Source organism: Sulfitobacter pacificus (genome assembly GCF_030159975.1).
GTDB lineage: Bacteria > Pseudomonadota > Alphaproteobacteria > Rhodobacterales > Rhodobacteraceae > Sulfitobacter > Sulfitobacter pacificus.
This window is the reverse complement of record NZ_BSNL01000001.1, coordinates 2,952,727-2,966,251: the sequence shown is the minus strand read 5'-3', so window position 1 is coordinate 2,966,251 and position 13,525 is coordinate 2,952,727. Positions and strand designations below refer to the sequence as shown.

At 56.5% G+C, this 13,525-nt stretch carries 13 protein-coding genes, 1 tRNA gene and 1 riboswitch; of the genes, 9 read left to right on the top strand and 5 right to left on the bottom strand.

The window, feature by feature from the left end:
- Window positions 1–62: 62 nt before the first annotated feature.
- A complete protein-coding gene (locus tag QQL78_RS14930; protein ID WP_284374608.1) occupies window positions 63–1,292 on the bottom strand; it encodes a GAF domain-containing sensor histidine kinase in 1,230 nt (409 codons plus the stop codon).
- 392 nt (window positions 1,293–1,684) lie between these two features.
- Between QQL78_RS14930 and thiB the strand changes: the two genes are divergently transcribed.
- The 3 genes from thiB to QQL78_RS14915 are packed head-to-tail and all read left to right on the top strand — an operon-like array spanning window position 1,685 to window position 4,876.
- Complete coding sequence (gene thiB, locus QQL78_RS14925; RefSeq protein ID WP_284374607.1) at window positions 1,685–2,665, top strand: thiamine ABC transporter substrate binding subunit; 981 nt, start codon at window positions 1,685–1,687, stop codon at window positions 2,663–2,665.
- Window positions 2,641–4,197 carry a thiamine/thiamine pyrophosphate ABC transporter permease ThiP gene (locus QQL78_RS14920; protein WP_284374606.1) on the top strand — a complete coding sequence of 519 codons (1,557 nt, stop codon included), beginning with the start codon at window positions 2,641–2,643 and terminating at the stop codon, window positions 4,195–4,197. Before thiB ends, QQL78_RS14920 begins: the two co-directional genes overlap by 25 nt.
- A complete protein-coding gene (locus QQL78_RS14915; protein WP_284374605.1) occupies window positions 4,184–4,876 on the top strand; it encodes a thiamine ABC transporter ATP-binding protein in 693 nt (230 codons plus the stop codon). The genes QQL78_RS14920 and QQL78_RS14915 overlap by 14 nt, the downstream gene beginning before the upstream one ends.
- Window positions 4,877–4,927: 51 nt before the next feature.
- Here QQL78_RS14915 and QQL78_RS14910 read toward each other — a convergent pair whose 3' ends face one another.
- Window positions 4,928–5,377, bottom strand: a complete 450-nt coding sequence (locus QQL78_RS14910; protein WP_284374604.1) for a 6,7-dimethyl-8-ribityllumazine synthase — start codon at window positions 5,375–5,377, stop codon at window positions 4,928–4,930.
- 76 nt (window positions 5,378–5,453) lie between these two features.
- Window positions 5,454–5,596, bottom strand: a riboswitch (FMN riboswitch).
- Window positions 5,597–5,657: 61 nt separating this feature from the next.
- Between QQL78_RS14910 and QQL78_RS14905 the strand changes: the two genes are divergently transcribed.
- The 5 genes from QQL78_RS14905 (at window position 5,658) to QQL78_RS14885 (ending at window position 9,881) form a co-directional block, all read left to right on the top strand.
- Complete coding sequence (locus QQL78_RS14905) at window positions 5,658–6,299, top strand: FMN-binding negative transcriptional regulator (protein WP_284374603.1); 642 nt, start codon at window positions 5,658–5,660, stop codon at window positions 6,297–6,299.
- A 66-nt stretch (window positions 6,300–6,365) separates the two neighbouring features.
- Window positions 6,366–6,977 carry a glutathione S-transferase gene (locus QQL78_RS14900; protein ID WP_284374602.1) on the top strand — a complete coding sequence of 204 codons (612 nt, stop codon included), beginning with the start codon at window positions 6,366–6,368 and terminating at the stop codon, window positions 6,975–6,977.
- A gap of 179 nt (window positions 6,978–7,156) precedes the next feature.
- A complete protein-coding gene (petA, locus tag QQL78_RS14895; protein ID WP_284374601.1) occupies window positions 7,157–7,717 on the top strand; it encodes a ubiquinol-cytochrome c reductase iron-sulfur subunit in 561 nt (186 codons plus the stop codon).
- 11 nt (window positions 7,718–7,728) lie between these two features.
- On the top strand, window positions 7,729–9,072 hold the full coding sequence (gene petB / locus QQL78_RS14890; protein WP_284374600.1) for a cytochrome b: 1,344 nt from the start codon (window positions 7,729–7,731) through the stop codon (window positions 9,070–9,072).
- Between the two features lie 11 nt (window positions 9,073–9,083).
- Window positions 9,084–9,881 (top strand): cytochrome c1, encoded by a 798-nt coding sequence (locus QQL78_RS14885; RefSeq protein WP_284374599.1) that lies wholly within the window; start codon window positions 9,084–9,086, stop codon window positions 9,879–9,881.
- Between the two features lie 134 nt (window positions 9,882–10,015).
- Here QQL78_RS14885 and mtaB read toward each other — a convergent pair whose 3' ends face one another.
- Entirely contained in the window at window positions 10,016–11,269 is a 1,254-nt protein-coding gene (gene mtaB / locus QQL78_RS14880; protein ID WP_284374598.1) for a tRNA (N(6)-L-threonylcarbamoyladenosine(37)-C(2))-methylthiotransferase MtaB, read from the bottom strand.
- Window positions 11,266–12,099, bottom strand: a complete 834-nt coding sequence (gene dapF, locus QQL78_RS14875; RefSeq protein WP_284375608.1) for a diaminopimelate epimerase — start codon at window positions 12,097–12,099, stop codon at window positions 11,266–11,268. The genes mtaB and dapF overlap by 4 nt, the downstream gene beginning before the upstream one ends.
- A 106-nt stretch (window positions 12,100–12,205) precedes the next feature.
- Here dapF and QQL78_RS14870 point away from each other — a divergent pair.
- Window positions 12,206–12,281 (top strand) — tRNA-Lys (locus QQL78_RS14870).
- Window positions 12,282–12,618: 337 nt separating this feature from the next.
- Here the strand turns inward: QQL78_RS14870 and QQL78_RS14860 are convergent.
- Entirely contained in the window at window positions 12,619–13,512 is an 894-nt protein-coding gene (locus tag QQL78_RS14860) for a LysR family transcriptional regulator (RefSeq protein ID WP_284374597.1), read from the bottom strand.
- Window positions 13,513–13,525 lie beyond the last annotated feature (13 nt).

Here is a 13,525-nt window from a genome sequence, read left to right as displayed (position 1 = left end):
GCGATTAAGTCGTTTGAAGGACTATCACCTGAACCATTGACGAAAACCTTCAACTATTTCAATTATTTCAATTGATCAGCCTTCATGCGCCAAGCTGGTAAGCGGATCACAGCAGACGTGTGATTGTCGGCGGCTATCACCTCGAATTCGCCTCCATGAAGCTCTACCAGTTTTCGGGTTAATGGCAGCCCCAGACCTAACCCACCTCGCGTACTCCTATTTTCAATGTTTCCACCGACAACAAAAGGTTCATAAAGCGCTGCTAGTTCCACTTTCTCGTCCAGTTTGCCATCATCAGTGATTGAAATCTCAATGTTGTCGGACGCGTCTATGTTGCCTTTGAGAGTAATATTTTCGCCGCCGTGGTTTATTGCATTGAGAAGCAGGGCGTTCAGAGCGAGTTTGATTTGATCGGCATCAACGTAGAGGGGAATGTCAACCGAATTGCTATCAACAGAAGCTGACTTCAAAACGCCATCCGCGTTCGGTAGTATCAACCCAGCAGTATCGTCTAGCAACTCGTTCAATTTGCAGGCTTGCTCGTTTAGCCTCAATTCACCTGTTGAGACATCACTATAGGTGATAATCGTTTCAACGAGGTCGATCAGATGCTTGGCCGACTTGCGTGCTGAGCTTAGTACCAACTTGTTGACGCCACCTTCTGCCGTTGCTTCAAGCAACTTGATACTACCAAAAAGGATCGTAAGCGGTGTTCGCAGTTCATGTCCTACCAAGGTAATAAAGGTCGTCTTTCCAGTTACATCTTCCCCCGTATCGGCAAAACTTGGCGGCGCACCTTCCAATGCTGCGACGACAGCTTTTCCCAAGTCAGTAAGAATAGTTATGGCCTGATCGGACGGCGCTTCATGGGGCACCAGATCGAGGCCACACAGGCTTCCAAAACGTTGACCTGAAGAAAGGACCAGTGGCACTCCGGCATAATAACGTGCGCCTGGTCCTCCCTCGGCAACCATGGGGTGGGCTTCAAATCGAGGGTCTTTGCTTAGGTCCGGCACAATCATCGGTTCGCCAGACATAATCGTATGGGCGCAAAAGCTGTTGTTTTTTGGCATCCGGCTGAGTTCGATGCCCACCACGGATTTGTACCATTGTGTATCATCCTCGACGACACTGATATGAGCGATCGGACAGTCGAGAAGATGCCTTGTTGCCTCACAAATCGCATCAAAGACTTTAGTATTTTCCTCACGTAGGCCGGGAACTGAAAACACTGCCCGAAGCCGGGCTTCCTCGTTGAAGGGGATAGGATAAGTTCGCAAATCTGGCCTCATCTCAAATCATCTAATTTTCAAATGTAGCTTCTGTTTTTGGCACGTCAATCATTGGTTCCATCGCGTGTTGAATAGCTACCTAGGGGCTCGATGCAGATATTCGCGCCGGCCATGTCGCTAACCCCCCTCACTTTGCCTTCCCCACTTGCCAACCAATCCTCATCCACCTATCTCTTTCCCCTACCTCGGGGAGCTAACGCGCCTTTGGACTTAGATGCATCTGGATGCCCACCAAGACGGTGTGCTTCCAAATACAAGATGATTTTTGAGTTCCGAAAACGCCTAGCTGAGATAGCGCAAGCTGACCCGTCGAACCTGAACCGGTTAACACCGGCGGAGGGAAGGTTTTGGCAATTTCCAATACTTCTCATCGCCGCATTTTGGAGGATGCCATGAAGGCTCTTACACTTGCTGCTACAACACTGATCGCCGCGACAGCAGCCGCTGCGGATACACCTGAACTTGTTGTTTACACCTACGACAGCTTTGTCGCTGACTGGGGCCCCGGCCCACAGATCGAAAAGGCGTTTGAGGAAACCTGTGGCTGTGATTTGAAATTTGTCGGCAATGGCGATGGCGCAGCCTTGCTGGCGCGGCTCAAGCTGGAGGGCGCACGCACGGATGCGGATCTGGTGCTGGGGCTGGACACCAGCCTGATCGCGGCGGCCAAGGAAACGGAGCTGTTTGCCACAACGGAAGTCACGGCCGATTATGCCCTGCCGGTGGATTGGGCCGACACGACATTTGCGCCTTATGACTGGGGCTATTTTGCCTTTGTCCACAACAAGGATCTGGAGGCTCCGGCAAACTTCAAGGCGCTGGGCGAGAGCGATTTGAAAATCGTAATTCAGGACCCGCGGTCATCAACGCCGGGTCTGGGCCTGCTGATGTGGGTCAAGGATGTATACGGCGATGAGGCCCCGGCGATTTGGGAAGCACTGGCGGATAACGTTGTGACCGTGACCAAAGGCTGGTCAGAGGCTTACGGTCTGTTCCTTGAGGGTGAGGCGGATATGGTGCTGTCCTATACGACTTCACCTGCCTATCACATCATCGCGGAAGAGGATGAAACCAAAGCGGCGGCGATCTTTGATGAGGGTCATTATATGCAGATCGAGGTTGTCGGGCGTCTGGCCGGATCGGACCAGCCGGAGCTGGCGGCAGAGTTCATGCAATTTATGGTGTCGGATGCGGCGCAGACGATCCTGCCGACAACCAACTGGATGTATCCGGCGGTGATGCCATCGGGTGGTTTGGCCACAGGGTTCGAGGAATTGGTCACACCCGAAAACGCCCGTCTGATCGAAGCGGATAAAGTGCCTGCATTGCGCGATGAGGCATTGGCCGAATGGCTTTCCGCGCTCTCGCAGTAAGTACAAAATCGGGGATCAGCGCAGCGGCTTTGGTTGTTGTGTTGATCCTTGGCGCGCTCGTAGCCGTGATGTCGCGGGCAGAGGCGGGTGCGGGGCTCGCCGTCTCTGATTGGAGCGCGTTGCGCTTCACGGTTTGGCAGGCGTTTTTATCTGCGATACTCTCGGTGGTTCTGGCGGTGCCGTTGGCGCGTGCCCTAGCGCGACGACGGTTTGTTGGGCGCGCTATTCTGGTCACGCTTTTGGGTGCGCCGTTTATTTTGCCTGTCATTGTGGCGGTCCTTGGTTTGCTAACCATTTTCGGCAGAAGCGGCTGGCTGAACGCTGTGCTGACGCAGCTCAGTCTGCCGCCGGTGTCGATCTACGGATTACACGGCGTTGTGCTGGCGCATGTGTTTTTTAACCTCCCGTTGGCGACACGGCTGTTGCTGCAAGGGTGGCAGACTGTGCCAGCGGAACGGTTTCGGCTGGCCGCGCAACTGCGCCTGACGCCGTGGGCGATGTTTCGGGTGATCGAAGTGCCGCTGCTGCGCCAGATCGTGCCGGGAGTGGCGGCGTTGATATTTGTAATTTGCCTGACCAGCTTCGCGGTGGCGCTGACACTGGGTGGCGGGCCGAAGGCGACAACGCTGGAACTGGCAATCTATCAGGCGTTCCGGTTTGACTTTGATCTGAGCCGTGCGGCCTTGCTGTCTGTTGTGCAGTTGGTCGTGGCAGGGGGGGCTGCGCTGCTGGCGCTATGGATCATTCCGGTGATGTCGATTGGTGGCGGGCAGGATCGGCCACAGCAACGCTGGGATGCGCGGGGTGGGGTGCAGGCGGTGCTGGATCTGGCGGTGATCGCACTGGGTGCCGGGTTTCTGGTGCTGCCGCTGATTGCTGTTGTGCTGCGCGGAGCGATGGGTGTGATGCAGATGCCGATGACGGTCTGGACTGCGGCGGGATCGTCGTTGTCTGTGGCCTTGATCAGTGTGCTGGTCCTGACGCTTCTGGCGTTGCCGATGGCCGGGTGGATCGCGTCGAAACGGGCGGGCGGGGTTGAGGCGATTGGCCTGCTGGGGCTGTCTGCCTCGCCGCTGATGATTGGGACGGGATGGTTTATCGTGATCAATCCGGTGATGAACCCTGCGGATCTGGCCCTGCCGGTGACGGCGCTGGTCAATGCCTTGATGGCCTTGCCGTTTTGTCTGCGCATTATCGTGCCGCGTCTGCGGGATACGGTGATGGATTTTGGCCGTCTTAGCGCGGGTTTGGGTCTGCGTGGCTGGCCCTTGTGGCGCTGGGTGATCCTGCCGCGACTGGCCCCGCAACTGGGGTTTGCGGCAGGTTTGACGGGGGCGTTGTCGATGGGGGACCTTGGTGTGATCGCCTTGTTTGCAGATACTGAACGCGCAACCTTGCCCTTGCAGATGTATCGTTTGATGGGGGCCTACCGGATGGAAGCGGCAGCGGGTGCGGCATTGGTTTTATTGGTAATGGCGTTGGGCATCTTCTGGGTCTGTGATGCCATGGGGAGACGTTATGCTGCGGCTTGAAGGATTTGAAATTGTGCTGGGCGCGTTTCGCATGACGGCGGATATGACGCTGGAGCAGGGGCGCAAATATGCAGTGATCGGTCCCTCAGGGGCGGGAAAATCCACATTGCTGGGGGCGCTTTGTGGATTTGTACCTTTGGCGCAAGGGCGTCTGTTCTGGCAGGAACGCGAGATTACGGATGCGGACCCCGGAGCGCGGCCAATGACGATGTTGTTTCAGGACAACAACCTGTTTCCGCATCTGACTGTGACGCAGAATGTTGGTTTGGGGATCAGGCCGGATTTGCGGTTGAACGCACAGGGGCAGACGCGGGTGGCGCAGGCCCTGACGCGTGTTGGGCTGGCAGATCAAGCGGATAAGAAACCCGGCGCGCTCTCTGGCGGGCAACAAAGCCGTGCAGCGCTGGCGCGGGTGCTGGTGCAAGCGCGGCCTTGGGTACTGCTGGACGAACCCTTTGCGGCATTGGGACCGGCCTTGCGCAACGAAATGTTGGATCTGGTGCAGGATCTGGTGGCGGAAACCGGGGCGGGGTTGATCATGGTGACCCATGCGCCCGAAGATGTGCGTCGGATTGCGGATGAGGTGGTATTTGTCAGTGCGGGGCAGGCAGAGGCCCCGAAACCGGCGGTGGAACTGATGGAGAATCCGCCGCCGGAGTTACGCGCGTACCTTGGTTAGGCGCGCACGGGTTTTGAAAACGTCGGCAGGCTTTCTTTAAGAGAAAGCGCTTCAGGCTGCGACGGTGTCATGCGCCTCGAGAATCGCAAGTGCGGCTGATGCAGCTTCGCGGCCTTTGGTGACAAAATGCGCACGATAGATCGCATTGTGATGGTCTGTTTCCTGATACTGGTGCGGGGTGAGGGAGACCGACAGCACCGGCACGCCGGTATCAAGACCCACGCGCATCAACCCGTCAACCACGGCGCTGGCAACAAAATCATGCCGGTAAATACCGCCATCGACGACAAAGGCAGCGCAGATGACCGCGTCATATTTCCCGGTCAGCGCCAGCTTTTGCGCCATCAGGGGCATTTCGAAGGCACCGGGCACATCGAAGGTTTCAATCTGGCTAAGGGGAATCGTTTCGGTAAACCCATCCAGACTGCGGTCGACGATATCGGCGTGCCACTGTGCTTTGATGAATGCGAAACGGGCGGGGGCGTGAAGGCCATGTGTCATGATGCGTTCTCCTTTAGGTTCAGACACGTCCACCCAAGGCGATCACGTATCGACACACGGCAAGCCGGGCATAAACACGCATTCTCTTTCATCCGGACTATGACCGTCGGCTCTGGAATTTGACCAGATCTGCTGACACCTCGTGAAAGGCCGCTCGCGGGCTTGTGGGTGTACCCACCTACCGCCGGTGGGGAATTGCACCCCGCCCTGAGAATTCTTGCACATTGCCGTCAGAAAATGCTCTGTGCAAGGCAGAACGTACCGTCAGAAAGGTTGATCCATGCATCCCAACCCAATTTATCACGACGCCGATTTTGCGCGAAACCTTGGATTTGCCCGCGAACGTGGTTTTGGCGTTCTGGCGGTGAATGGCGCGGATGGCCCGTTGATCAGCCATGTGCCGTTTTTGATCAATGCAGAGGGCACGGTTGCCGAATTGCACCTTGTCCGATCCAACCCGATTGCGCGGGCGTTGAAGGAACCGCTGGCCGCACGCATCGCGATTGTGGGGGGCGACAGCTATATTTCGCCCGATTGGTACGGTGTGCCCGACCAGGTGCCGACATGGAATTATGTGGCGGTGCATCTGACCGGCACGCTGGCGCTGCGTCCACAAGAGGAATTGCAGGATTTGCTGGACCGACAGTCGGCGGCCTATGAAGAAAGACTGTTGCCCAAACCACCTTGGAAAACTGCAAAGATGTCGGATGGTGTGATGGAAAAGATGATGCGGATGATTGTGCCGTGCCAGATGACAGTCACAGGCATGGATGGCACATGGAAGCTAAGTCAGAACAAGCCGGATGCGGTGCGCCTTGCGGCGGCGGATCAGGTTCGGTCCAGCGGTTTCGGGGCCGAGACGGATATCCTGTCGGCGCTGATGCGCGGTGCCGGGAACGGCGAGGTGCAGGGCGACAAATGAAATCCAGCGATTGCACCTTTGCCACGTTCCAGTGATACTTTGTCTGACCCAAGCAGGAGCCAGCCCATGAAACTCGCTTATTCCCCAACGTCTCCTTATGTGCGCAAGATTATGGTTTTGTTGCACGAAACCGGCCAGCTGGCGGATGTGGCGCTTGAGACGCGCACCACCACGCCGCTGGAACCTGATCAGAATTTGCTGTCCAGCAACCCGCTGGGCAAGGTGCCTGCGCTGGAACGTGCGGAAGGGCCGGCGCTTTATGACAGCAGGGTGATTTGCGCGTATCTGAACGACCGCGCCAAAGGGTCGCTATATGGCAGCGGTGCGCGGCATTGGGATATCCTGACGCTTGAGGCGACCGCAGATGGTATTCTGGATGCAGCCCTGCTGATGGCCTATGAGTGGCGGATGCGCCCCGAGGACAAGCGGATGGACGCATGGGTTGATGGTCAGTGGGGCAAGGTCGCACGGGCCTGTGCCGCCCTGAACACCCGCTGGATGAGCCATTTGGCCGGGCCACTGGATATGGGGCAAATCGCGGTGGCCTGCGCCTTGGGTTATGTGGATTTTCGCCATGATGCGCGCGGCTGGCGCACTGGAAATGACGCTTTGGCGGCATGGTATGCGCAGTTTGATTCGCGCCCTTCCATGCAGGCAACACGCCCGCCAGCGGCCTGAGCAGTGCAAATGGGCTCAGTTTTCATGATCTTAACCCCCTCCTGCGACCCTTTGCGCGTGATTGGCATCTAGACGCACGGGGGTCTGCGGGCTAGATACCGAACCAAATCAGGTGACGTCCCGTGCGTCGCCTTCATTGCTGGTGGTCCTTTTGGGGCCCGTAAGATTGGAGAAAAGACGTGTCCAACGCAGAAGACCACGAAGGCACACGCAGGGATTTCCTGTATTATGCAACAGCCGGTACAGGCGCTGTCGCCGTAGGTGCCGCAGTTTGGCCACTGGCCAATCAGATGAACCCCTCGGCCGATGTTCTGGCCCTGTCATCGATTCGCGTCGATGTGGGTGATCTGGAGCCCGGTTCGCAGCTGACGGTCAAATGGTTGGGCAAGCCGGTGTTCATTCGCCGCCGTACGGCAGAAGAAATCGAAGCCGCCCGTGCGGTTGAATTGTCCGAACTGCCGGATCAGGGCGCGGAAAACGGCAACCTGCCGGCCGGCGCAACTGCGGATGACGTCAACCGCACGCTGGATGAAGCGGGCGAATGGCTGGTGATGATGGGCGTTTGTACGCATCTTGGCTGTGTGCCTTTGGGCGATGCCGGTGATTTTGGTGGTTGGTTCTGCCCCTGCCACGGTTCGCATTACGACACCGCGGGCCGTATCCGCAAAGGGCCCGCACCGACAAACCTGCCGGTGCCTGTGGCTGCTTTCGTGAACGACACCACGATTAAACTGGGTTAAGGGAGCAAAAGATGTCCGGAATTCCTCACGACCATTACGAGCCAAAGACCAAAGGCGAAAAGTGGCTGAACAGCCGTTTGCCGGTTATTGGCCTCGTGTACGACACATTGATGATCCCCACACCCAAGAACCTGAACTGGATGTGGATCTGGGGCATTGTACTGGCCTTCTGTCTGGTGCTGCAGATCGTCACCGGCATTGTGCTGGCGATGCATTACACACCGCATGTTGATCTGGCGTTCTCCTCTGTTGAGCACATCATGCGCAACGTGAATGGCGGGCATATGCTGCGCTACATGCACGCCAACGGCGCATCGCTGTTCTTTATTGCGGTTTACGCCCACATCTTCCGCGGCCTTTACTATGGTTCCTACAAGGCACCACGCGAAGTGACGTGGATTGTCGGCATGCTGATCTACCTGCTGATGATGGCGACTGGCTTCCTTGGTTATGTTCTGCCTTGGGGTCAAATGTCATTCTGGGGTGCAACAGTTATTACCGGCCTGTTCGGTGCGATCCCGTTCATCGGTGAGGGTTTGCAGACCTTCCTGCTGGGCGGACCTGCGGTAGACAATGCCACGCTGAACCGTTTCTTCAGCCTGCATTACCTGCTGCCGTTTGTGATTGCAGGTCTGGTGATCGTGCATATCTGGGCGTTCCACTCTACCGGCAACAACAACCCATCGGGTGTTGAAGTGCGCCGTGGCTCAAAAGAGGAAGCCGAGAAAGACACGCTGCCGTTCTGGCCCTACTTTGTGATCAAGGACCTGTTTGCACTGGCCGTGATCCTTGTCGTGTTTTTTGCAGTTGTCGGCTTTATGCCGAACTACCTTGGTCACCCTGACAACTACATCGAAGCAAACGCGCTGGCGACGCCGGCCCACATCGTTCCCGAATGGTACTTCTTGCCGTTCTACGCAATTTTGCGTGCCTTCACTTCTGAAGTCTGGGTTGTACAAATCGCGTCCTTTGTGACCGGTGGTATCATCGACGCCAAGTTCTTTGGGGTGCTGGCGATGTTTGGTGCGATTGCCGTGATGGCGCTGGTGCCATGGTTGGATACATCGAATGTACGGTCTGGCCGCTATCGCCCGATGTTCAAATGGTGGTTTGCCCTGCTGGTGATCGACTTCTTTGCCCTGATGTGGCTGGGTGCGATGCCTGCGGAAGAACCCTATGCGAGTTTCTCATTGATCGCGTCGGCCTATTGGTTCGCCTACTTCCTGGTGATCCTGCCGCTGCTGGGTGTGATCGAGAAACCTCTGGCGCAACCTGCGACCATTGAAGACGCCGTGAAGGCGAGTTATGCGAAACAGAACGGTGGTGCCAACACCACTGTAAAGCCGGCGGAGTGATTGAGATGAGCATGATCAAGAAACTAACCGTCTCTGCGATTGCTGCCCTGGGCCTGAGCACCTTTGGTGCGATGGCTGCGGGTGGTGGTGACCAGCATATCGAAGACTTCGACTTTTCTTTTGAAGGGCCGTTTGGATCTTATGATGTGAACCAGCTTCAGCGCGGTTTGCAGGTCTACACAGAGGTCTGCGCCGCCTGTCACGGACTGAAGTTCGTGCCGATCCGCACCCTGGGTGATGAGAATGGCCCGACACTGCCCGAAGAGCAGGTCATCGAATATGCCAAGCAGTTCGAAGTCTATGACGATGATCTGGAAGATTTCCGTGAAGCATTGCCAACGGATCACTTCCCGGATTCTGCTTTGGAAAATGCGCCGGATCTGTCGCTGATGGCGAAGAAACGTGCAGGTTTCCACGGGCCTTACGGTCTGGGCATCAACCAGTTCTTCAAAGGGATTGGTGGACCGGAATATATCGCATCGCTTCTGACAGGCTATACCGGTGAGGAGAAAGAGCAAGCCGGTGTAACCTTTTACGAAAACACCGCTTTTCCAGGCGGCTGGATCGCGATGGCCCCACCATTGGGTGACGATTCGGTAGAGTTTGTAGACGGCCATGACGCCGATCTGCACCATCTGTCAGCGGATGTTTCCGCCTTTTTGATGTGGACCGCCGAACCCAAGATGATGGCTCGCAAGCAAGCCGGTTTTGCCGGTGTGATCTTTTTGACCTTGCTGTCGGTCCTGTTGTACCTGACCAACAAGCGCCTCTGGGCGCCGGTTAAGCGGAAATACAAAGACGAGGTGTAAGCGCACCTTTCAAGTTCAGGAAAACCCCCGTGGCCATGCTGCGGGGGTTTTTCTTTGTGATGACGGTCGCGAGGGTGGGCGTTTTCTTTAAAAGAAAACGGACGTAAACTTTGAAAGTTTCCGCTTGCCCGTGATCAGGCGATCAGGTGGTTTTCAGCCGTGTCGCGAATGGTTGCTGTCACGATCTGGCCCTCGCTTTGGGCCGTCTCAAAATGCACCTCTGTGAACTGCTCTGTCCGGCCCATGGTCGCATTTTCCATCAGAACATGATGACTGCGCCCAACCTGGGCCTTCAGGTGGCGGCGCACCTGCGCCTCGCCTGCCGCCCGCAACCGTGCAGCGCGCGCTTTGATCACCTTGCCGTTTACAGCGGGCATGCGTGCCGCGGGGGTGCCCGGACGGGCGGAATAGGGAAAGACATGCAACCAGGTCAGGTCGCAGTCCTCGACCAGCGCGAGAGCATTTTCAAACATCGCGTCCGTTTCTGTCGGAAAGCCGGCGATGATATCGGCACCAAAGGTCATATGGGGCCGCAACTTGCGGGCTTCGGTACAGAAGGCAATGGCATCGTCGCGCAAATGGCGGCGTTTCATGCGTTTCAGAATCATGTCATCACCATGCTGCAACGACAGATGTAGATGCGGCATCAACCGCGGCTCCGTGGCAATGGCAGCCATCAGATTGTCATCAACCTCGATACTGTCGATCGAGCTGATTCTGAGGCGCGGCAGGTCTGGCACCAGCCGCAAAATACGCATCACAAGGTCACCCAGACGCGGGGTCGCGGGCAGGTCAGCGCCCCAAGAGGTCAGATCAACACCGGTCAGCACCACTTCGTTAAAGCCTTTGTCCACCAGACGTTTGATCTGATCGACAACCACGCCTGCGGGCACGGATCGTGAATTACCGCGACCATAAGGGATGATGCAAAAGGTACAGCGGTGATCGCAGCCGTTCTGGACCTGCACATAGGCGCGGCTGCGGGTGCCGAACCCATCAATCAGATGTCCGGCGGTTTCGGTGACTGACATGATGTCGTCAACCTGAACTGTTTCGGTTTCCCCAATGAAATCAGCGGCCAATCCTTGCCATGTGGCACCCAGCATCTTTTCCGTATTGCCGATAACGGCGTCGACCTCATCCATATTCGCGAATGTGTCCGGTTCCGTCTGGGCGGCGCAGCCGGTGACGATCAGCCGGGCATCGGGGTGTGTCTTGCGCAGTTTTCGAATGTCCTGCCGGGCTTTGCGCACGGCCTCTGATGTCACAGCACAGGTGTTGACGATCACGGCGTTTTCCAGCCCCGCCTGATCGGCAAGGTCCTTCATCGCCTCAACCTCATAGGCGTTCAGCCGGCAGCCGTGGTTAGAGAATACGGGGGCGGTCATAGGGGTGTTCTCAAAAAGGCAGGGGTGAGCGTGCCGCTGAAAACATGGGCCGTTGGACCGGTCATCCAGACACCATCCTCGCGCCAGTCAACGGTCAGGGTGCCGCCATCCAGATCAATGCGCACAGTGCGCCCAGTAAGCCCCTTGCGAGTGGCTGCAACCGCTGTGGCGCAGGAGGAGGAGCCGGACGCCAATGTGACGCCCACGCCCCGCTCCCAGACCCGCATGCGAATGTGGTCGGGCCCGATGATCTGGGCAACCTGAACATTGGTGCGCTGCGGGAACAGCGGATGGTTTTCAATACCCGGACCGAAGGTGGTCAGATCAACAGCATCTGCGTCTTCGACAAAGAACGTGCAATGGGGATTGCCCATGCCAGTGGCCGTGGGAGCACCGTCAATTGGCAGCTCAAGCGTATCCATGGCGCGCGCCAGAGGGATGTCTTGCCATTCCAGCAGCGGATGCCCCATGTTTACCGATGTTATGCCTGCGCCCATATCACGTGCGGCAAGCTCGCCCCGCTCTGTTGTCAGGCGCAAGGCCGTCTTGCCGGATTCGTCCATCAGGAACCGTGCGATACATCGGGTTGCATTGCCGCATGCCGCTGCCTGAGAGCCGTCAGAATTATAAAAAGTAAGATGTGCGTCACCAGCCCCGTCTGAGATCAGGGCAAGCTGATCGAATCCGACGCCAAATTGCCGATGCCCGATTCGTTTGGCCAAATCTGCCGTCATTGGCGAGTCGTGCCCGCGCAAGTCCACGACAACAAAGTCGTTTCCCAGCCCGTGCATCTTCATGAAGGGCAAACCGTTGGTGAAATCACTATACATATCGCGCATATAACGCTGCCTGCGAAACTAATCCAGCAGGTGCCCGAAATTTCGCGCTTTATGGGCTTGACCCCCCCGCCGCTCCTTTCTAAGTACAGCGCCTAGTGGGCCTGTAGCTCAGTTGGTAGAGCAACTGACTTTTAATCAGTAGGTCTCCGGTTCGAACCCGGACGGGCTCACCACTTCTAATCACATTTTCCCAAGGGCATGTGCGCTTTGGAAAAATTCGGTTGATGTCTCCGTTCAGAGCGGCTGAGCTTTTGGGGGACGAGCGGTCTCGGTTCACCTATGAGAACTCGATATGCAATTTGGCCCTAGTTGCAGGTTTTGGCATGCCTTTGGCCCTTTGGATGCAGCTGATGCGGTTCTTTACCAGGACCGCAAGGCAGTTGAGCGGTCGCTTCAGTAAGATCAAACACTTCCGTGGGTGCGCGGCACATTACGATGAGTTGGCAGGCAACTATTTAGGGTTCACAAAACTCGTCTGCGCTCTCAAATGGCGCGGGTGTGCATCATTGCTCACTGGGACCGGAAAACTGCACCCATATCGTTTGTCCGTTTGTGGATGAATCTGCTGACCGCCTGAATTTGGGGCAATAGCCGGTATTCCTCAGGATAAAGTAGCCAATATGTACGTGTGAAATTGATCTCATCGGGCAAAATCGGGACAAGATCAGTATCTCGCGCCATAAAGCAAGGAAGCACACCCAGACCTGCGTTGTTCCGCACGGCGTCGAATTGCGCCTTAACGGTTGCTGCACGGTAGACGACATTGAGGTCAGAAAGAATGCCCCTGTTGAAGTCTAATTCAGGTGTGTAAAGCAACTCGTCAATGTAGCCGATAAAAGGAAATTCCTTGAGGTCTTCGCGGCATGTTGGCGACGTTTGATCGGTAAAAAAATCCGGGCCAGCATAAAGCAGAAGATCATAGTCCGTCAGTTTTCTCATGATCACGCGGCCCGCCATCGGGCGATCAAGACTCACCGCTATATCAACATCTCTGCGCCACAACTTATGCGCCGCAGGAACCGGGACAAACTCGATCTCGGTGCCTGGATGGGTCTTAACCAGTTCTGGCAAAATATGTGAAAGCACCGCATTCCCAAAACCATCCGGTGCGCCAACACGTACACGCCCTCGGTTCTTACCCTCCAGCCGGGAGATCCGCGATGAAATGTCGATGGCGGAGTTTTCCATTTCCATGGCTTTCTGAAGCATCTCCTGACCTGCTTCGGTCAATATGAGGCCCCCGCCAGTGGGTTCGAATAGATGGCACCCAAAACGCGTTTCCAATTGCCGTATGCGCCGCGCAATGGTGGTGTGGCTCACGCCAAGCCGTTTTGCTGCGCGGCTCAATCGGCCAGTACGCTGGATTTCGAGGAATATTCGAATGTCATCCCAATTGAATTGCACGTGTGGTCTCCCT